The organism is Streptomyces sp. NPDC015220 (assembly GCF_043079345.1).
In the GTDB taxonomy this organism is placed as follows: domain Bacteria; phylum Actinomycetota; class Actinomycetes; order Streptomycetales; family Streptomycetaceae; genus Streptomyces.
The window spans coordinates 123,846-143,375 of sequence record NZ_JBIBUK010000016.1 but is presented as its reverse complement, the minus strand read 5'-3'; the positions used below and the strand labels follow the sequence as shown (position 1 = coordinate 143,375).

Here is a 19,530-nt window from a genome sequence, read left to right as displayed (position 1 = left end):
CCTGTTCCGTAGCGTGACCGCCCCGTGATCACGGGCGGACTTGGCAGCGTCTACCCCCGTCCCGAGCGCTCACACACATTATTTCTCGGCCGGCCGCGAAACGCCTCCGCGAACCCCGGTCGGTGCGCCGCCGGACCCCGCCGGGCACCCCGGGGCGCGCCACCGGGCCTGAACGGCGCGCCCCGGGGTATCCGGCACGCATCACATGATCACCACGCCGCGCCCGGACCGGGTGCGCGGCGCCGTACCGACAGGGGGTCGGGATGAGACGTCTGGTCCAGCGACGCGGCGGCCGGTCGCCGCACGAGCGGGCGGCACGGCAGGCCCGGCACGAGCGGGCGCAGCTCGGAGTGGCGGCCGACATCGCCATCACGGCGCGGCGGCGCGCACTGGCCGAACAGCTGACCGCCGCGTACCACGGCCCGGACGAGCGCGTCCTGCGGGGACGGGTGACCGTCGACGACGTCCTGGAGTACGCCCGTCAGCACTTCGGGCTGGTCGCGGTGGCCCGCGAGGAGGCGGCGGCCGCGCTGCGCGCGCGGTTCGAGCTGCGCGGCGGCCGGTGCGACCTGGACACCGACGCCTACACCCGCTGAGCGGCGCCGCGACCGCCCTCGGGCAGCCGCAGACGGGCGCCCTGGCGCGCCAGTTCCTGCTGGACGAGGGGGTACGGCACCTCGCGCGGGCCGCGTCCCAGCCGGCCCGCCAGCGCGGCGCAGACCCCGGCCGCCTGGCCGGTGGCCATCGCGATGGGCATCACCCGGTACGACGAGTGCGCCACGTGCGAGCCGGAGATGCACCGGCCGGCGACCAGTAGCCGGTCGGTGCCGGACGGCAGCAGACAGCGCAGCGGGATGTCGTAGAAGCGGCCCCGGGGGACGCGCCTGATCACGGTTCCGGCGCCCTCCGGGTTGTGGATGTCGATGGGGTAGGCGCCGTGCGCGACGACGTCCGGGAAGGAGCGGGCGTCCAGGATGTCGTAGCCGGTCAGGCGGTAGTCGCCCATGACCCGGCGGGTCTCGCGCACCCCGATCTGGGTTCCGCTCTGCACCGCGTACGCCTCCTCGAAGCCCGGCACGCGGGAGCGCAGGAACCGGTCGATCTCGGCGAGCTGGCGCCGGGCCGTCCACTCGGCCCGGCTGAGGTCCCACACGTCGATGCCGAGCGCCCCGGTGACCCGGGTGCTGTTGACGGCGAGCTCGCGCGGGTGCGGGGTGCCGAAGAACAGGATGTCCTCGCGCGGCAGCCGCAGCTCCCCCGCCTCGGTGGCCTCCCGCACGAGGTCCCACAACCCGTGCACGCCCCGCCACTGGTCGGGGTGGGCGCGGACGTACTCGGCGAAGTGCTCCCTGGCGAAGTCGGCCATCCGGAACATCAGCGTCATCGGCTGGACCCGGCCGTCCTCCGAACGCCCCACCTCGAACGGCGCCCCGCACGCGGCGGCGACGTCCCCGTCGCCCGTCCCGTCCACCACGACCCCCGCGTCGATCACCACCGGGCCGGACTTGGTCTCGAAGACCACCCGCCAGCCGTCCTCCAGCGGCAGCGCGGTCGAGGCGAAGGAGTGGAACAGCATCCGCACCCCGGCCTCGTCCATCAGGTCCAGCAGGACGAGCTTGAACATCTCCGGGTCGAACGGCACGGTGTAACCGGTCTCCAGGGACGGCGGGATGCAGCCGCCGCGCGCGGTGAGCCGGTCCAGCAGGCGCCACAGGAACCCGGCGACCACCGGCTCGCCCTCGCCGTGGTCGGTCGGCAGCAGCCGGTCCCGTGCGCCGTCCTCGCCGAACACCGCCTGCCTGTGCTCGTTGTGGAACGACATCAGCGGCATCACCAGCGCGACCGTGGCGTTGCCGCCGAGGAACGCGTACCGCTCGACCAGGACCACGTCGGCGCCGGCGTCGGCGGCCGCCCAGGCCGCGGCCGTGCCCGCCGGGCCGCCTCCCACCACGAGGACGTCCGTACGGCCCGCGTGCTGGGCCGGGCGCGGCGGAAGGGTGACGGTCTCGGGCTGTTCGGGGCGGTGCAGGACGGGCATCACGCCTCCTGTCCGGCGCCGCCGCTGCGCACGGCGCCGTCCTCGGGTCCCGTTTCGAGCAGGTGCAGGCCGTGCGGCGCCGGCAGAGCGGGGCCGCCGACCGGGTCGGCCCCGGCGGCGGTGTCCTCCGCCCGGTCCGCCCGCCGGTCCATGTCGTCGAGCAGCGCCCCGCAGCGTGCGCAGGTCTCCGCGGCGAGTTCCCGCAGGGCGCTGACCCGGGCGCCCAGGTCCACCCGGCGCTGCGGGAACTCGTCCCACAGCCGGTCCACCTCCGCCAGCAGCAGCCCGACCTGCTCCCGGGCCACGCCGACCAGCGCCGGCGCGCCCAGCCGGCGGGCGAAGTCGAAGACCTTGCCGGCGTAGGGCAGCGGCAGGACGGGCAGCCCGGACAGGGCCGCGAAGATCAGGAAGTGCAGACGCATGCCGACCACCAGGTCCAGGTGGCTCATCAGCCCCAGCACCTGTCCGGGTGTGTAGGCGCTGTGCAGGATCCGGCCCCGGTCCGGCGCGGTCATCCGGGACAGCACCGCGTGGGCGTGGCGGACGTCGTGGCGTTCCATCGGCATGAAGACCACGTGGGCGTCCAGGCGGCGCACCAGGAAGTCGGCGACATCGGCGAGCAGCGCGTGGTAGTCGCCCTCGTCCAGCTTCTCCGCCGCCCGCCCCGGCTCGCGCACCGACATCCCCACCAGCCGGGCGTTCGCGGGCACGCCCTCCTGCCGCATCATGTCGGCGGTGAACGGCTCGGGCGGCAGCAGCAGCGCCGGGTCGGCGGTGACGACCAGGTCCCGCTCGACGCCGACCTCCTCCAGGACGAGCCGCGACTCCTGGTCGCGCACCACCACCTCGTCCATGTCCGGCAGCACGGTGCGCACCGCCTCCCGGTCGTCGGGCTCGTGCAGCGGTCCCGCGCCGACCGCGTAGGCGAACGTGCGCACCCCGCGCATCTGCGCCGCGCGCACCAGCTTCAGGTAGCGGCGCGCCTCGCCGTCGTAGAGGATGCCGCCTCCGCCGAGCACCAGCAGGTCCAGACCGGCCAGCACGTCGGTGACCTGTTTCTGCGGCACGCCCTCCCAGCCCACCACCTCGTCCGCCATCGGCTGGTGCGCGCGGGTGTGCTCGGCGTCGCGGCTGAAGACGGTCAGCCGGGCCTGCGGCCGGTGGCCGCGCAGGCAGCCCAGGACGCACTGGAGGATGGCTTCGTCGCCGATGTTGTAGCCGCCGTAGGAGCCCAGCAGGCCGATGCGCGGGGCCCCCGAGCGGGGCGGCCGGTGCTGTGAGGTGGTCATCCGGAACTCCCGTTCCGTGGGCAGGTGGTCTGCGAGGACGGTCCGGGCGGACGCGCGGGCCGGGTTGCCTTCACCCCATGAGGAAAACACCTTCGGGGCCGTCCGGCAGCCGCTGCCGATCCGGTGGGGGCCGTCGGACGGACGGCCCGGCCGCTTCCGCGGCGGTCAGTGGACCATCGGCCGGTCGCCGTGGGGCAGCAGCCGGGCGTGCCGGCCGCGCGGGCAGTGGACCAACCGCTCCTGGAGGCCGAGCCGGCGCACCTCGGTCTGGAAGTCGTTGAGCGGGGAACGGAAGACCGGATAGTCGTCGTAGTGCACCGGCATGACCCGCCGGGGGTCCAGCCGGCGCGCGAGCTCGGCTCCCTGCGCCCCGTCCATGGTGACGACGAAGCCGCCGGGCAGCCGGGTGCCGCCGAGGTGCAGCACGGCCAGGTCGGCGGTGGGGAAGCGGCGGGCGATCTCGTCCAGACCGTCGTACAGGAGCGTGTCGCCCGAGATGTACAGCCGCTGCCGGACCGGCCCGTCCAGGGGCCCGAACTCCAGCATGGTGCCCATCACGGGCGGCAGCATCCGGCGCAGCACCGGCTGCAGGGAGTGTCGGCCGGGCAGCGCCGTGACCCGGACCCGGGACGCGCCGTGCCGGAAGACGCCGCTCTCCCAGGTGCGCAGCCCGCCGGCCAGGCGGAACCCCTGCCAGGCGCGCAGGCGCCGGGCGGCGTGCGGGGTGGTGACGATCGGGACGCCGCGGTCCAGGTGCCGCCGGGCCTGCCGGTCCCAGTGGTCGCCGTGCAGATGGGAGAGGACCACGACGTCCAGGCGCGGCAGCTCGGTGACGTCCAGGGCCGGCTCGGTGAGGCGTCTGCTCACCAGGCCGTACCCGAGGTGGGCCGCCTCGCCGCGGTGCAGGAAGTTGGGATCCGTCAGCAGGGTCAGGTCGCCGTACCGCAGCAGGACCGTCGCGTTGCCGATGAAGTGCAGGTCGACGGCGTCGTCGTCGAAGGCAGCCATGAGTCTCCTCGGCCCGGCGGGACGGGGCCCGTCCGGGGTGTCTCGGGGGCTGTGCCGGTACCGGCCGGACTCCTCGGAGCCCGCGCGGACCCGTACGCCGGGTGCCCTTCCGGGCGCCGGTCCGGGTTCCGGTCCGTCCGGACCTGTGCGGAGTACCCCGCCGGGCATGCGGGTACGCGCCCCGGCGCCGCCCGCGTCCCGGCTACAGCGCCACCTGCGCGGTGATCTGCTTGCCGCCGGGCCGGGTGACGGCCTGCACAGCCCGGCTGCACGCCTGTACCAGGTACAGACCGTGCCCGCCGACGCGCGCGCCGTCGCGCTCGTTGACCCGGGGGAGCACGGGCGAGGTGTCCCAGACGGTGATGTCGAGCCGAGCGCGGTCCGCGGACAGCTCCAGCACCAGGCCGCACGGGCCCGGCGCGTGCCGCACCGCGTTGGCGACCAGTTCGCTCACGACGAGCTGGGCGTCCTGCGCGCCACGGGTGGTGACACGGGTCTGGGCGACGCGGGCCGCCCGGACGAGGAAGGCGTGCACGGCACGCCGCGCGTCGGCGGTGCGGGCGGCCCCGGTCACCCAGGAGGCGCCGTAGCGCAACGCGGCGGCGGCGCGGCTCCGCTCCCGCTGGTCCGGTGCCTTCTTGCCTGACGAGGTGATCATAGGAGTACCGTTTTGTATTGATCGTCATGGTTCGTGCTCTCCGGCCTCGCTACGGCTACCCGGTGTGCGGCCGTCGAAGCCGCCCGGAGGAGCGCGACACCCACGGGGCCCGCGCCGCGCCGGCCCCGGCCTCGGGACCGCGGACCGTACCGATGAGGTGTTCCGGCCCGCGTCAGGGGGGAACGCGCCACTTCGGCGCGGAACCGCGGCGGCCTGCGGGTGCGCCGCGAGCTCGGGCCGTGACGGGAGGAGCGTTCGTGAACAGGGACACGCGGCCGGGCGGACCCGGCGGCGAGCCGGCGGGAACCCGTGACCCCAGGCGCTGGAAGGCCCTGTGGGTCACCCTGGCGACCGGTTTCATGAGCCTGCTCGACGTGACGATCGTGGCCGTGGCCCTGCCCTCGATGCAGCGCGACCTCGGCGCCTCGGCGTCCTCGGTGCAGTGGGTGGTGTCCGGGTACGCGCTCGCGTTCGCCCTGGCCCTGGTGCCCGCCGGCCGGCTGGGCGACGCGATGGGCAGGCGCCGGATCTTCCTGTGCGCGCTCGCCGGCTTCGTGATCTGCAGCGCGGCTGCCGGGGCCGCGCCCACGATCGTCTGGCTCGTCGTCGCCCGGCTCGCGCAGGGCGCCTGCGCCGGCTGTCTCGCCCCGCAGAACTCGGCGCTGATCCAGCAGATGTTCCGCGGCGCGGAACGCGGCCGGGCCTTCGGCCTCTTCGGCGCCACGGTGGGCGTCTCCAGCGCGGTGGGGCCCATCACCGGCGGCCTGATCCTGGCGCTGGCGCACGGCGCCCAGGGCTGGCGCTGGATCTTCTACGTCAACGTGCCCGTGGGGGCGCTCGCGCTCGTGCTGGGGCTGCGGCTGCTGCCGCGGGTGGGGCCCGGCCGCCGGGAACGGCTCGACCTGCCGGGCGTGGCCCTGCTCGGCGCGGGGGTGCTGGCCCTGATGCTGCCCCTGGTGTTCGCCGAGAACGGGGGACTGCGCCGGCTGTGGTGGCTGTTCCCGGTGGGTGCGGCACTGCTGGCCTGCTTCGCCCGCTGGGAGAGCCGGGTCGCGGCCCGCGACGGGCAGCCCCTGCTGGATCCGCGGCTGCTCACCGGCACCCGCGGCTACGCGGCGGGCACGGCGGTGGGCGCGCTGTACTTCGTGGGGTTCAGCGGAGTGTGGCTGGTGTTCGCCCTCTTCTTCCAGAACGGCCTCGGATACGAGCCGCTGCGCTCCGGACTCGCGGTGACGCCGTTCGCGATCGGCTCGGCCGTCGCCGCGGTGGTGTCCGGGCGGCTGGTGGAACGGCTGGGGCGGCTGCTGACGGTGTGCGGGCTGGTGGGAGTGGTGGCGGGGCTGGGCGCGGCGGCGTGGGTCCTGTGGTCCGCCCCGACCGGCGCGCTGACCTGGCTCGCGGCGCCCGCCCTGTTCGTCGGAGGGCTGGGCAGCGGCTGCGTCATCTCCCCGAACGTCACCATGACGCTCCGAGACGTGCCGGTGCGGATGGCCGGGGCGGCCGGCGGCGCACTCCAGACGGGCCAGCGCCTGGGCGGAGCCATCGGCACGGCCGCCCTGCCGGGGCTGTTCTACACGGTGCTCGGGGCGACCGGCAGGGACTACCGCGGCGCGGTGGCGCTCTCGGTGGGCGCCGCCCTGGTGGCCGTGCTGGCCGCCCTGGCGGTCGCTGCCCTCGACTGGCGTCGCGACCACGTCCACCGGCCGCCGCGCCCCCCGCGGCGATCCACCGGCGAACCCGCGCCCGCCTGCCGGGAGGCCGGACGGGGGTGACACGCACCGGGACGCGCCCCCTCTCGCGGAACCGGTGCTGCTGCCGGGCTGGTACGGCCAGTGCCGCGGCAGGCAACGTTTCCCGTCGAGGAGCCCCCGCTGCTCGAAAAGCCGGGGAAGGAGGGGTACCGGGCGTGGCTACGGGCGAACGTCGCCCGCCTCACGGGCTCAGTCGTCGTTGTCGCGCCACCGGCCGCCGGCGGGCGGGGTGTCGAAGCGGGTGGCCGCGACGGCGTTCCCGCCGAAGTCGTTGTCGAGGACCCGGCCGCCGGTCCAGTCGCCGTCCGGCGTGACGTACACGCCGTGGGTCTGCGTCTTGGCGGGCTGGTCGTCGCCGATCCGGTTGCCCTGGATCTGCGGCCCGGCCACGGCGGAGTCCACGGTCAGCCCGGCGCGCACGTCCGGGGCGGCGGGCAGCCGGTAGGAGGAGCCCGGCCCGGGGACACCGTCCGGCCAGGCGGTTCCCGCGCCGGGCCGCAGGGGCGCCAGGGACAGTTCGGTGGGGGTGTTGTAGGTGACCACGGCCGTCTGCGCTCCCACCGAGACCTGCTTGCCGCGGTGCCCGTCCGTGGGCCAGTCGGCCGTCGCGTCGGTGAGGCTCAGCTCCGTGAAGCGCACCCCGTCGCCGCCGCCCCGCACCGCGCCCGCGCCCCGGCGGCCGTTGTTGCGGATCCGATTGGTCAGGACCGCCGTGTCCCGCACGGCCGCGTCGACGCGTACGCCGTCCAGGGCGTTGTCCCGGATGTCGTTCGCCTCCAGCACGATGTCCGAGGCCGGCTCGGCGTCCCCGCCGACCAGGTTGTGCTGCCAGTAGCCGTACCGCCCGTTGTTGCTGATCCGGTTGCCGCGCAGGGCGTAGGGGCCGGGGGTGTTGCCCAGCCCGACCCCGTCGCGGACGTTGCCGTCGATCACACAGCCGGTCACGATGCCGCCCCGGCCGCCGACGCGCGTGGTGCCCTGGGAGGAGACGTCGAACCCGGCCTCGTGGTTGCCGAGCATGGTGGAGGAGGTGACCAGCAGGCCGTCGGCGCCCCAGTCGGAGATGCCGAAGCGGTTGTCCTCCGCGTGGCAGGCGGTGATGCGGATGCCGCTGGGCGGCGCCCAGTCCTCGTTCTGCAGTTCCAGGAAGATCCCGTTGGTGCCGTTGCCGGTCGCGGTGCAGGTGGTGACGGTCAGCCGTTCGACCCGGCCCCAGCCGCCGATGCCGATGCCGATTCCGGCGCCGCCCATCTGCTCGCCGCTGTCCTGCCGTCCGCACCGCTCGGCCAGCACCCCCTCCACGACCGTGTCCTGGAGGAAGTCGCAGCCGAAGCCGGTGGCCGCCGTGTCGTGGATGTACAGGTCGCTGAACCGGCCGCGCAGCACGTACTGCAGACCGAGCCCCTTGGCCAGCGGGTCGTACTCCTCGGTCGTCACGCCGGAGCCGTCGATCTCGAAGTGGGCGAAGGTGAGGTCCGCGAGGCGGTCCTCCCGCCCGGCTCCGTGCTGGGCGGCGGTGAACCACGTCAGCGGCACGGGCGTCGTGCGGTCGCCGGGATTGGCCAGCACGAAGCAGGTGGCGCCCCGCCCGGCGCCGATCAGGGAGACTCCGCTGCGCCAGACGGTGGGCTCGTCCAGGATCAGGTAGCGGCCCGCGGGCACGCGCAGCACCCGCGGACGTCCGTCAGCCGCGCGGGCCGCGCCGAGCGCGTCCACCAGTCGCTGCAGGGCCGGCTGGTCATTGGTCGTCCCGTCGCCGGCCAGGCCGCGCTCGCGGGCGTCGACGGTCAAGGGCTCGTGCATGGCTGGGCTCCTTCTCCGGCTCCTCGGCGCCGGGTACCCAGGGGCGCCGTGCGGGCAACGGCGCCGGGACGCGGGGTTTGGCGGCCGCCGCGCCGGACACCCGGTGCGATGACAGCGACGTCGATTGGGCTTGGAGTGAGCGACAGTGGCTGGTGACCAGAAGGCCAAGGCCAAGAAGGAACAGATGAAGGGCAAGGCCAAGGAGACCGTCGGCCGCGCGGTGGGCAACGAGCGGATGACGGCCGAGGGACAGGCCGAGAAGTCGAAGGGTGACGCCCGTCAGACCAAGGAGAAGGCGAAGGACACCCTCAAGCCTTGACGCGTCCTTCAGCACGCCCCGACCATCTTTCGACGGGGTCCCCGCTCGGCGAGCGGGGACCCCGTCGGCGTCTTCGGGGACCCCGCGGGCGTCCGGTGGTGCTGCGGGCCGCCGGGGAAGGGCTCCTCGGGGAGGCGGTGGCGGCCCCGCGGTGCGGAGGCGGTCGCGGCGACGAGGGCTGTGCCGGCGGCGACGCCGAAACGATCGTCAGGCCGTGACGGGACGGGCCGGACACCGAGCGCCGGGGAAGGTGTGCCCGGTCAGGGCCGGGCGCCGGGCCGCCGGCAGGCGCGCGAAGATCCCGCCGGGGCCGGGCGGGTGCGCGACGGGGATGTCGCCGAGGAAGCCGAGGAACGCGGCGAACCAGCGGTCAGCGGGCAGCGGGTCCCGAGCAGCGTGTGCCCGCTCTGCCCGGTGAGCCCGGCCACCAGGGTGTCGGAGCGTCCTTGGTCGTTCATCGGTGTCCTTCTCCGTCAGGGCGCACGGTCGGGCGCGATCGGTCGCCCGCGGCGCCGGGCGGAGGGCGGTGGTGCCGGGGCGGCGGATCGCCCGGGGAGGAGCGAGCGGCGCGCCCCGCGGCCCCGCGTGGTCGCCGGTCGGCCGCACAGCTGTACGGCCGCTCGGCTCCGGTCAGCCGGGCAGCTTGGCCCGGATGCCGCCGGCGATGGCGGCCGGACGTGCCGTCGCGCGCACCGAGTGGCCCATCACCGCGACGTGACGCTGGAGTTCCCGCGCCGAGTGCCGGCCGCGCCACAGCAGGGAGGGGGCGCCGCCGGTGTCGTCGGCCGCGATGAGCAGCCCGCCCAGCATGGAGAGGTTCTTCAGGAAGTGGATGCGCTGCTGGGCGCGGTCACCGGCATCCTCGGCCTGCCAGTAGGGGTGCCCGGCGATCGTGGTCGGCACCAGGGTCGCCGCGAGGGCCAGGGCGGCGAACCGCGGCATGCGCCCGAGACCGAGCATGATCCCGGCGACGACCTGTACGCCGCCGCTCAGCCGCACGACCTGCTCGGTGCGGTCGGGCAGCACCGGCACGCGTTCCCTGATCGGCCGTACGACGGGCTCGGCGAGCGGCGCCACGTTCTCGGGACTGAGGACGGAACTCATGCCTCCGGCGACGAACATGGAGGCCAGCAGGGGACGACCGGCCAGGCGCAGCAGACTCATGGCCCTCTCCAGGTGTGTGGGAATGTGCGGCTCCGGCCGGGTTCCCTGGACGGCCGGATGCAATCGGTGCGGGCGGCGGGCGGCGGGCGGCGGGCGGCGGGCGGCGGGGCACTGCGGCCTACGCGGCACGGACACGGCGTCGCGATCGCGGGCCTCGGCCGTCGGGGGAGCGAGGGCGGCGGGCGGTCCTGGTGCGCCGCCCACCGCCTGCTCGGCGGGGCACTGCGGCCTACGCGGCACGGACACGGCGTCGCGATCGCGGGCCCCGGCCGTCGGGGGAGCGAGGGCGGCGGGCCGGCGCCGGCCCGCCGTGGAAGCGTACCCCGGGAGCCGAGGGCACGAACCGGAAGGCGGGAGGCCGCACCCCGGCGCAGCACCGGGCCTCGGCGGCACGGCGGGCTCCGGCCGTGGACAAGGTGCCGCGCACCGCCCGGTCCCGGCCGCCCCGACTGTCCGGGCCGTCCGGGCCACCTCGTGGTTGCGCGGCGCGGGCGCGGGGCACTCGGCCGGCATGGACGCCGATCGACGCCCCCCGAATCACCTGGCCGACCAGACCCTCGCCCTGCTCGCCGGCGGATACGCCTGGCTGCCGCGGCGCATGCGGGAGAGTACCGACCAGGTGGTCCGCACCCGCCTGATGGGCCGTCCGGCCCTCGCCGTGCGCGGGCCGGACGCCGTGCGGTTCTTCTACGACGAGCGGAACGTCCGCAGGCACGGAGCGATCCCCGGATTCGTCCAGAGCACGCTCTTCGGCCACGGCGCGGTGCACACCCTGGACGGCGCCGCCCACCGTGAGCGCAAGGCCCTGTTCCTGCCCCTGCTGCGGGCGGACCGGATCGAGGGCGTGGTCGAGCAGGTCACCGCGGCATGGGACACGGCCGTCGCCGAGTGGGCGCGGCGGCCGCGCGTCGTGCTGTTCGACGCGGCCGCCGTGGTGCTCACCCGCGGCGCGCACCGCTGGGCCGGCGTGCCCCTGGCGGACGACGACGCCGAGGCGGTGGCCGGCGACCTGATCGCGATGGTCGACGGCTTCGCCACCGCCGGACCGCGCCACTGGCGGGCCCGGCGCGCCCGAGGCCGTCAGGAGGAGCGGCTGGCAGGCCTGGTGCGGGAGGTGCGTTCGGGCCGCGCCCGGGCCGAGCCGGGCTCCATGCTGGAGCGGATCGCCGGGCACCGGGACGCCGCGGGCGAACCGCTGGACGCGCGGACGGCCGCGGTGGAACTGCTCAACGTCCTGCGGCCGACGGCGGCCGTCGGCTGGTTCGTCGCTTTCGCCGCGCACGCCCTGCTCCGCTGGCCCGGGCTGCGGGACCGGCTACGGGCCGGCGACGCGGCGTACGCCACCGCGTTCGCCCAGGAGGTGCGCAGGTTCTATCCGTTCGCTCCCTTCCTCGGCGGCCTGGCCGCCCGGGACCTGTCCTGGCGCGGGCGGTCCGTCCCGGCGGGCGCGATGGTGCTGCTGGACGTTCACGGGCAGAACCACGACGCGGAGCTCTGGGGCGACCCGTACGCCTTCCGTCCGCAGCGTTTCCTCGAACGCCCGGCCGAACGCGACGAACTGATCCCGCAGGGCGGCGGTGATCCGAGCACCGGCCACCGGTGTCCCGGCGAGGGCGTGACCCTCGGGCTGCTGGAGGCGTTGGCGGTGCGGCTGGCCCGCCTGGAGTACGAGGTTCCCGAGCAGGACCTCCGGATTCCGCTGCGGCGCATCCCGACCCGACCGCGCAGCGGCTTCGTGATCACCGGGGTCCGGACGCCCGGGCAGCGCGCGGCGCCGGCCGCGGCGGCGGTGGGTACGGACCTCGGCCACTGAGCCGGGCACCGGCCGGCGGACGCCGACGCGGGGCGTCCGGCCGGGCGCGCGGGCCGGCCGATGCCGAGCCGCCGGGTCGCGCACCGCCCCGCTACGCGGGAAGCGGGCGCACGGCGACCCGGAGGCGTCCGTTCGGCGTAATCGCGCTCCCGCCGGTGTGGCACTCGACGCCACGGGAACTCGACGGACGGTTGCCGGCAACAGCGACGGAACAGCGAGGAGCCCTGCCATGGGACACGGCGGAGACGTCATCCAGGAACTGACCACCGACCACCGCGAGGTGGAGGAGATCTTCGCGCAGATCGAAGCGCTCCCGGTGGGGGACAAGAGGCGCAAGGACCTGGCGGACCAGGCCACCATCGAGCTGGTCCGCCATTCCGTGGCCGAGGAGATGCACCTGTACCCGGCGGTGCGCCGGTACCTCCCGGACGGTGACGCGATCGCCGACCGTGAGATCCAGGACCACTCCGAGGCGGAGCGGACCATGAAGGACCTGGAGGGCTGCCAGGCCGACGACCCGCGGTTCGACCAGCTGATGGGCAGGCTGATGCGGGAGATCCGCGAGCACGTCACGGACGAGGAGCAGAACCTCTTCCCGCGACTGCGGCAGGCGGCGAGCCCGGAGGACCTGGAGAAGCTCGGCGAGAAGGTGCGCACGGCGAAGAAGACCGCGCCGACCCGGCCGCACCCCGCCGCCCCGGACACACCCCCCGCGAACAAGCTCCTCGCCCCCGGCGCCGGGATGGTCGACCGGATCAGGGACGCGCTGTCCGGCCGCGGCAAGACCGGCTGACGCCCCGCCGGCGGACAGGGCGCCGGGGACCCGTGTTCGCGGGACCGTCCCGACCGCGGTGGTCGGACGGCCCCGCGAGCGCACCCGCTCGTGTCGGCCGCGCGAGGAGGCGCGGCGCCGACCCGCGCCGCGGCCGCGGACGGCCGCGGCTCAGGGAGGTGGTTCACGTGAGCCCGCAGCAGGAACAGCCACAGCCAAGGCCACCGGAGCACGCCGGCGCGGCGGACCCGCACGGCGGGCGGGACGGGCACGGCGGACAGGCCGGCGGCTCCGGCGGCGACCGCGGTCACGGTCGTGCCGGCGGCCCCGGGCTGGGCCGCAGGGGTTTCCTCGGCGTGTGCGCGGGGGCGACCGTGCTGGGCACGGCCGTGGCGGCCTGCGACCACGCGGCCGATCGCCGTGCCCCCCGTTCCGCGGACAGCACCAGGCCCGAGGCGGAACGGGACCGCCCCGGCGCCCGCGACTGGCGGATCGCCTCGCCGGGCCCGCCGGACGCGGTGGCCGGGTACACCGACCGGGTGAGCGTCGCACCGGGGCAGGAGTGCGGCCTGCACGTGTCGACCACGGCGTCCTCGTTCCGCGTCTCGGCCTTCCGCGTGGGCTGGTACGGCGGGGCGTGCGCCCGGCTCGTGTGGCGCTCCGAACCGGTGCGGGGGCGACGCCGGCCGGCCGCCCGGGTGCTGGCCGCCACGCGCACCGCCCGGGCCGACTGGCCGCGCACGCTCACCCTGGGCACACGGGGCTGGCCCGAGGGGGCGTACCTCCTGCGCCTGGACGCCGACGACGGCCACCAGCGGTACGTGCCGCTGGTGGTGCGCTCCACGCACGGCGCGGGCCGCACGGTGCTGCTGCACGCCCCGGCGACCTGGCAGGCGTACAACCGGTGGGGCGGGCACAGCCTCTACGCCGGCCCCACCGGGGCGTACGGGACCCGCTCCCTCGCCGTCAGCTTCGACCGGCCCTACGACGCGGACGGCGCCGAGAAGTTCCTGGTGTACGAGTGGGCGGCCGTGGTCCTGGCCGAACGCCTGGGCATCCCCCTGGCGTACACCACCGGTCCGGACGTGCACCACGATCCAGGTGTGCTGCGCGGCGCCACCGCCGTGGTCTGTCTCGGGCACGACGAGTACTGGACGCCCGAGCAGCGGCGGAGCGTCGCCGAGGCCCGGGACTCGGGCACCAACGTCGCCTTCCTCGGCGCCAACACCTGTTTCCGGCGCGTCCGTCTGGAGGACGGCGGGACGGGGGACGGGCGCACCGTGGTGTGCTACAAGTCCGCGTACCGGACCGACCCGTGCTACCCGTCCCGGCCGACGCAGGTCACCACCGACTTCCGGCAGGCCCCCGCGGCCGACCCCGAGTCCTCCCTCACCGGAGTGCTCTACGAGGGCTACCCGGTGGACGCCCCCTACGTCGTGCACGCCGCCGGCCACTGGCTGCACGAGGGCACCGGAGCGCGTCCCGGCGAGAGCTTCGCGCACCTGGTCGGAGTCGAGTACGACCGGGTCACCCCCGGCGCGCCCACCCCTGGACCGCTGGAGATCACCGCGCACTCGCCGCTGGTGTGCGCGGGCGCCCGCAGTCACAGCGACTCGGCGTACTACACGGTCCCCGGCGGCGCGGGCGTCTTCGCCACCGGCACGATGCGCTGGGTGGAGGCGCTGCTGGCCGGCACCGGCGAACTGGGCCGGGACCACGGCATGGACGCCCGCACCCGCGCCTTCGTCACCCGCACCACCGAGAACCTGCTGCGCGCCTTCGCCGAGGGCCCCGCCGCCCGGCACCGGCCGGCGCCCCGCCCCAACACGCGGGAGCTGTACGGGAGGGCGTGAGCCGGCCGTCAGGCGGTGAGGGCGGCCTCCACGCTCGGGTACCAGGGGATGAGCGTGTCGACGCCGACGAGCTGCAGCACCCGCAGGACGGCCTCCTGGGGCGCCGCCAGGCACAGCCGTGCTCCGGACTCCTGCGCCGCCTGGTGGGCCGAGATGAGGGCGTTGATGCCACTGGAGTCCATGAAGGTCAGGCCGCCGAGGTCGGCCACCGTGACGGGCGCGGTCGCCAGGCAGGACAGCAGCGTCTCGCGCAGCCGCGCGCTGCTGTCGAGATCGGCCTCCCCCACGAGCGTCACGACGCGGGTGCCGTCCTCGACCGTGGTACGGGTGATCAGCAGCCGTTCGGGCACCGGCGCTCCCTCGGTCTCTGCCACTCTTCCCTCACTTCTCGTGAATGCCTGGCCATGGCCAGCGGATCGGTGACCATGATGTCAGGGGTTCGTGAGGATGCGTGGCAGAAGGGTGTACGCGGTCGGCCGGCCGGCGGGTCCGGGCCGGTCAGGCGCCGCCGGGGGCCGCGGTGACGCCGGGAGAGGACCGCCACAGGGCGCCGGTGAGACCGACCGGGTTGCCCGCGGGGATCAGACCGGTGCCCAGCACCGCCTTGGCCAGGGGCTCCAGAAGGCCGGCCAGGCGCGCGCCGCGGTCCGCGCCCAGGGCCGCCCAGGGCCGGCCGGCGGCCGCGTCCGTGCGTGCCTCCACCTCGACGTGGACGGCCGCACCGGCGGCGGTCAGGGCGCCGTCCTCGCCGAGCCAGCCGCGCTCGCGCAGGTCGGCCTCGGCCGCGTGCCAGGCCCCCAGGTCCCACCCGCGGGTCTCCCGCAGCAGCGTCGCGTCCGACTCCTCGGCGGCCGCCTTCAGCACCATCGCGTCCACCGGTCCGAGACCGTGCGCGACCAGGACGGCCACATGCCCGTCGCCGCGGTGCTCGCGCAGGGTGGTCAGGGCCTGCCAGAGCCGGACGTGCGGCTGCCGGGGGCGGTCGAGGGCCTGGTTGGCGGCGGCGAGGACCCGCCCCGCGGTGTCGGCGGCCGAGGCCGCCTCCCATGCCAGGTCGGCCGCCTCGGCCAGGTCCGGGCCGGTGACGGTGTCCCGGCCGAACAGGCGCGTCATGGCCGCGTCCATGGCCCGCTCCCGGACCGCCAGGACGTCCGCCGGAGCGGCGTACCGCCACGCGTCCGGCACGGCCCGCGCCACCCGGTCCGGGTGGAAGACGTAGAAGGAGCTCGTGACGGCCGGCGCGGCCACCGGGCCGAGCGGGGCGGCGCGCAGCGCGAAGTAACCCATCCAGAAGCCCCGCAGCCCGAGCCCGTCCGCCGCCCGGCGTGCCTCGGGCGCGAAGTACACCAGATCATGGACCGGTTCGTACCGTTCCCACAGTGTCCGTGCCAGGACATCGCTCATCGCCCGGATTCCTCCCCGTCGCTCCCCGGTACGACAGCCGTCGGTTATGACGACTGTCATGAAGCAGCATCGTCCATGACAACCGTCATGACAACCCCGGCCCGCCGCGCCCGGCGGGCGCGCGCCGCACCGGGGACGGACACTGGAGCGCATGACCCCTGGGCCGCGGAGCGCTGCGCGGCCGGCCGGGCGCCGTGCCGGTACGGCCGGCCGGCGGCGCCGCGCCCGACCAGTTCTTCGGCGACGCCACGCACCACGACCCCTGCACCTCGGCTTCCGCGACTGAGCCGCCCGGCCCGCCCGGGCCCGCTGCCTGCCCGCATGGGCGAGTTCCGGGGGCCGCTCGCCTCCCCGCCGGGCGCGGTGCCCGCGCGGCAGCGGGGGCGGGTGGCCGCAGGCCGTGGTACGCGGAACCGCGTGGGGCCGCCCCGCCGGTCACGTCAGGGCCATCATGAGCGCGGCCACCACCGTGAGCGTCGCCATCGGCAGGATGACCAGGTGTGCGCGTGCCACCCAGGCCGACAGCTCCGCGCCCGGGTATCCGGGGCGTTCGGCGTCCGGCGCGGCGAGGGCGCGGCCGGGGCCGAGAAGCGAGTGGCACCAGGGACAGTCGTCGTCCTCCCATGCGTCCATGCCGCGCTCAACGACGGGCCGTGGCCTCGGCAACGCCTCCGCCCGCCATCGTGACACCGCCGTCACCGGGCCGTGAGCAAGCGGTGCCCACGCCCACACGAGCGGCTCGGCCTGCCGCGAGCGGCCCGGCCCGGCGCCCGCGCCGGCCGGCCTCCCCGGGACGTGCGGCCTCACCGCAGGGGGATCCCCCGGGGCACGGGCACCGCCGGCACCGCCCCGGTCCCGGCCGGCGGTTCCCCGCCCGGCGCCGCCGACGGCAGGAGCCCGCCCGCTCCCGTGCCCCACGGGCGCAGCAGCGGCGCCCCGGCGGCGCGCCCCGCCGGGCCCTGCGGCTCGGGCGGACCGGCGTCCGCGGCCGCCGGACGGTCCAAGGGCCCACCGGCCGGTTCGGCGGGGGCCCGGTCCACGCGGGGGCGTCCGGGCGGGGGCGCCGGCACGGCCCGCGAAGTGCTGTCCATGCCGGAGCAACGGCGTGCACGCCCCCTCCGTACGCCTCATGCGCCACCCCCTCACCACATCGGGTGAGGACATCGCCCGAACGGCCGCCTCCGCTCATCCGACAAGCGGTCCGGACGGCCACCCGGCCGATCGGCGGGACGGGCCCGGCCCCACCGTCGCCCCGACGCCGTGGCCGTCGGCGGCCGGTTCAGTTCTTCCCTGGGGTCAGCTCGGCCAGCAGCAGCGTCCGGTCGTCGCAGACGTCGCCGGGCGCGGAGTCCGCCAGCAGCCGACGGCACAGCGACGGCAGGGCGTCCGGACCCCCGGGATCCGGCAGTTCGTCGGCACCGGTGTCGAGAGCCGCGGCGAGCCGGGCGATGCCCTCGTCGATGTCACGGGCACGGGACTCGACCAGCCCGTCGCTGTACAGCAGCAGGAGGGCCGGCTCGGACAGGTGCAGCACGGTGGGTTCGTAGCGGCCCGGGCCCAGCCCGAGGGGCAGACCGGCGGTGGCGAGGACGACCGGCGCCGCCGGGCCGCCGGGCCCGCGCAGCAGCGGCGGCGGGTGGCCCGCCCCGACGAAGGTGCAGGTGCGGAGCTCCGCGTCCCACTCCGCGTACATACAGGTGGCGAACGAGGCGCCCGGCGTGTCACCGGCGACGGCGTCCAGCCGCCGCATGAGCTCGGCCGGGCCGGTGTCGAGCGTCGCCAGGGTACGGACCGCGGTACGCAGCTGGATCATGGCGACGGCGGACTCCGGACCGTGACCCATCGCGTCGCCGACGATCATGCCCAGACGGCGTCCGGCCCGGGGCAGCACGTCGTACCAGTCCCCGCCGATGACGGTGTCCTGCCCGGCCGGCCGGTAGCCGTGGGCGACCCGGCAGCCCTCGAAGGTCTGACCGGTCTCCGGGAGCAGGCTGCGGCGGATGGCCAGTGCCGTACGGTGCTCCCGTTCGTAGCGCCGGGCGTTGTCGAGGGCGACGCAGGCCCGGGCACCGAGCGACTCCACCGCCAGCGCCTCGCCGCGTGTGAAGGGCGTCCGGTCCGGGCCGCGCGTGCAGGCGATGAAACCGACGGCCGTGCCGCGCAGGCGCAGCGGGACGATGAGGAAGGAGGCGCTGCGCAGCAGGGCGTTCACGCCCGCGTCCTCCGGACCGGTCCTGCGCAGCCGTTCGAAGGTGTGTCCGTCCATACCGTCGAGCAGCTGGGACTGCCCGGTCGCCATGGCACGCGCGTACGGAGTCTCGCGCGGGAAGACCAGGACCTCGCCGACCGGGAGCAGACGGTCCCAGTGCTCGGCGGCGTCCGCTCCTATGCGCAGGGCGAGCCGGCGCGCCTCGATCTGCGGCGGATCGGCCGGCATGCGCGCCTGCTCCTCCAGGAGCCAGCGCTGCAGCAGGTAGACCGAGGCCGCGTCGCAGAAGCCCGGCGCGAGGGCGTGGACGACGTGACGGCCGGTCAGCTCCAGGTCGAGCTCGGAACCGATCGCGTCGGCCGCGGGGGAGAAGTACCCGCGACGGCGGAGCGGCGCCGGGAGCCGGACGCGGTCCCGCCGTTCGCCGGGACCGCTCGGCTCGCTCTGCTCACTGCGCTCACTGCGTTCTGTGTTCCGCAGGGTCGTTGCCTTCCGGGTGGGGCCGGTAGCGGCGGAGGGGGCGGTCCGGTCGGGGCGGAGGAGGCCGGTCCGGCCGGGCCGAGGCGGTGGCGTATGCCGTGGGCAACTATATGATGCCTGATCAAGGTCACCGGGAATCAGGGGAGTTGGTCATGCCGGACGGGGACGGTCTGCCGCGGGGTGTGGATCCGGGCAAGGCCAGCGTGGCCCGCATGTACGACGCCATGCTGGGCGGCGAGAACAACTTCGCCATAGACCGGGAGGCGGTGGCGGCCTTCACCGCGATCGACCCCCAGGTCCGCACCCTGGCCCGCGCCAACCGGGCCTTCCTGGGACGTGCGGTGCGGTTCCTGGTGGACGCGGGCGTGCGCCAGTTCATCGACCTCGGCTCGGGCATCCCCACCCAGGGCAACGTCCACGAGGTCGCGCAGGCCGCCTGCCCCGGCGCCAGGGTGGTGTACGTGGACAACGACCCGGTGGCCGTCGCGCACAGCGAGGCGCTGCTCGCCGACAACCCGGACGCCACGATCGTGGCCGGCGACATACGGAGCCCGGCCGACATACTGGCCGCGCCGGGGCTGCGGAAACTGATCGACTTCGACCAGCCGGTCGCCGTGCTGATGATAACGATCCTGCACTTCGTCACCGCGGAGGAGGACCCGGCGGGCATCGTGGCCGCCTTCCGGGAGGCGCTGCCCGTCGGCAGCTGGCTGGCCCTCAGTCACGCCACGGACGAGGACCGACCCGACACGGCCGCCGCCGTCGGGCAGTTGTACCGCGACCGGGCCACCTCACCGGTCACGGCCCGCTCCCACGACCTGATCAAGTCCCTCTTCGACGGCTTCGACCTCGCCGAACCGGGCCTCGTCTACGTCCCGTTGTGGCGCCCCGACCGGGCGGAGGAGATCCCGGAGAACCCGTCGCAGTACTGGGTGTACGCGGGCGTGGGCCGCAAGAGCGCGTAGACGC

Annotated in this window: 17 protein-coding genes; 7 read left to right on the top strand and 10 right to left on the bottom strand. The window is 75.6% G+C overall.

The genetic code is table 11. The annotated features are described in order from the left end of the window. Window positions 1-263 precede the first annotated feature (263 nt). Window positions 264-596, top strand: a complete 333-nt coding sequence (locus ACF061_RS27325; protein WP_392269630.1) for a hypothetical protein — start codon at window positions 264-266, stop codon at window positions 594-596. On the opposite strand, the gene ACF061_RS27320 is transcribed toward ACF061_RS27325, so the two are convergent. From ACF061_RS27320 to ACF061_RS27305, 4 genes are all read right to left on the bottom strand, one after another. Next, window positions 584-2,038: an FAD-dependent oxidoreductase gene (locus ACF061_RS27320; protein WP_392269629.1), complete on the bottom strand. Its 1,455-nt coding sequence runs from the start codon at window positions 2,036-2,038 to the stop codon at window positions 584-586. The two genes, ACF061_RS27325 and ACF061_RS27320, sit on opposite strands and share 13 nt — an antisense overlap. Then, window positions 2,038-3,327 (bottom strand): polysaccharide pyruvyl transferase family protein, encoded by a 1,290-nt coding sequence (locus ACF061_RS27315; protein WP_392269628.1) that lies wholly within the window; start codon window positions 3,325-3,327, stop codon window positions 2,038-2,040. Before ACF061_RS27315 ends, ACF061_RS27320 begins: the two co-directional genes overlap by 1 nt. 165 nt (window positions 3,328-3,492) lie before the next feature. After that, on the bottom strand, window positions 3,493-4,335 hold the full coding sequence (locus ACF061_RS27310; RefSeq protein WP_392269627.1) for an MBL fold metallo-hydrolase: 843 nt from the start codon (window positions 4,333-4,335) through the stop codon (window positions 3,493-3,495). A gap of 202 nt (window positions 4,336-4,537) precedes the next feature. Further along, the gene (locus ACF061_RS27305; RefSeq protein WP_392269626.1) at window positions 4,538-4,993 is read right to left on the bottom strand and encodes an ATP-binding protein; all 456 of its coding nucleotides are present in this window, start codon (window positions 4,991-4,993) and stop codon (window positions 4,538-4,540) included. 152 nt (window positions 4,994-5,145) lie between these two features. On the opposite strand from ACF061_RS27305, the gene ACF061_RS27300 reads away from it, so the two are divergent. Continuing rightward, window positions 5,146-6,765: an MFS transporter gene (locus ACF061_RS27300; protein ID WP_392269625.1), complete on the top strand. Its 1,620-nt coding sequence runs from the start codon at window positions 5,146-5,148 to the stop codon at window positions 6,763-6,765. A gap of 168 nt (window positions 6,766-6,933) precedes the next feature. Here the strand turns inward: ACF061_RS27300 and ACF061_RS27295 are convergent, their stop codons facing one another. Continuing rightward, the gene (locus ACF061_RS27295; protein ID WP_392269624.1) at window positions 6,934-8,547 is read right to left on the bottom strand and encodes a right-handed parallel beta-helix repeat-containing protein; all 1,614 of its coding nucleotides are present in this window, start codon (window positions 8,545-8,547) and stop codon (window positions 6,934-6,936) included. A 145-nt stretch (window positions 8,548-8,692) separates the two neighbouring features. Between ACF061_RS27295 and ACF061_RS27290 the strand changes: the two genes are divergently transcribed. Then, complete coding sequence (locus ACF061_RS27290) at window positions 8,693-8,866, top strand: CsbD family protein (RefSeq protein ID WP_392269623.1); 174 nt, start codon at window positions 8,693-8,695, stop codon at window positions 8,864-8,866. A 630-nt stretch (window positions 8,867-9,496) separates the two neighbouring features. Here the strand turns inward: ACF061_RS27290 and ACF061_RS27285 are convergent. Then, complete coding sequence (locus tag ACF061_RS27285; RefSeq protein WP_392269622.1) at window positions 9,497-10,030, bottom strand: DoxX family protein; 534 nt, start codon at window positions 10,028-10,030, stop codon at window positions 9,497-9,499. Window positions 10,031-10,541: 511 nt separating this feature from the next. Between ACF061_RS27285 and ACF061_RS27280 the strand changes: the two genes are divergently transcribed. The 3 genes from ACF061_RS27280 (at window position 10,542) to ACF061_RS27270 (ending at window position 14,468) form a co-directional block, all read left to right on the top strand. Continuing rightward, window positions 10,542-11,843 (top strand): cytochrome P450, encoded by a 1,302-nt coding sequence (locus ACF061_RS27280; protein ID WP_392269621.1) that lies wholly within the window; start codon window positions 10,542-10,544, stop codon window positions 11,841-11,843. A gap of 229 nt (window positions 11,844-12,072) precedes the next feature. Further along, window positions 12,073-12,636, top strand: coding sequence for a hemerythrin domain-containing protein (locus ACF061_RS27275; RefSeq protein WP_392269620.1), 564 nt, complete (start codon window positions 12,073-12,075; stop codon window positions 12,634-12,636). Between the two features lie 167 nt (window positions 12,637-12,803). Then, complete coding sequence (locus tag ACF061_RS27270; RefSeq protein ID WP_392269619.1) at window positions 12,804-14,468, top strand: N,N-dimethylformamidase beta subunit family domain-containing protein; 1,665 nt, start codon at window positions 12,804-12,806, stop codon at window positions 14,466-14,468. Between the two features lie 8 nt (window positions 14,469-14,476). On the opposite strand, the gene ACF061_RS27265 is transcribed toward ACF061_RS27270, so the two are convergent. The 4 genes from ACF061_RS27265 to ACF061_RS27250 all read right to left on the bottom strand — a co-directional run bounded on the left by ACF061_RS27265 (window position 14,477) and on the right by ACF061_RS27250 (window position 18,309). Then, window positions 14,477-14,842 (bottom strand): STAS domain-containing protein, encoded by a 366-nt coding sequence (locus ACF061_RS27265; RefSeq protein ID WP_392269618.1) that lies wholly within the window; start codon window positions 14,840-14,842, stop codon window positions 14,477-14,479. A gap of 124 nt (window positions 14,843-14,966) precedes the next feature. After that, window positions 14,967-15,872 carry a hypothetical protein gene (locus tag ACF061_RS27260; RefSeq protein ID WP_392269617.1) on the bottom strand — a complete coding sequence of 302 codons (906 nt, stop codon included), beginning with the start codon at window positions 15,870-15,872 and terminating at the stop codon, window positions 14,967-14,969. A 435-nt stretch (window positions 15,873-16,307) separates the two neighbouring features. Beyond that, a complete protein-coding gene (locus ACF061_RS27255; RefSeq protein ID WP_392269616.1) occupies window positions 16,308-16,505 on the bottom strand; it encodes a hypothetical protein in 198 nt (65 codons plus the stop codon). Window positions 16,506-17,151: 646 nt separating this feature from the next. Continuing rightward, entirely contained in the window at window positions 17,152-18,309 is a 1,158-nt protein-coding gene (locus tag ACF061_RS27250) for a PP2C family protein-serine/threonine phosphatase (protein WP_392269615.1), read from the bottom strand. 404 nt (window positions 18,310-18,713) lie between these two features. On the opposite strand from ACF061_RS27250, the gene ACF061_RS27245 reads away from it, so the two are divergent. Continuing rightward, window positions 18,714-19,526 (top strand): SAM-dependent methyltransferase, encoded by an 813-nt coding sequence (locus tag ACF061_RS27245; RefSeq protein ID WP_392269614.1) that lies wholly within the window; start codon window positions 18,714-18,716, stop codon window positions 19,524-19,526. The last annotated feature ends 4 nt before the right edge of the window (window positions 19,527-19,530 follow it).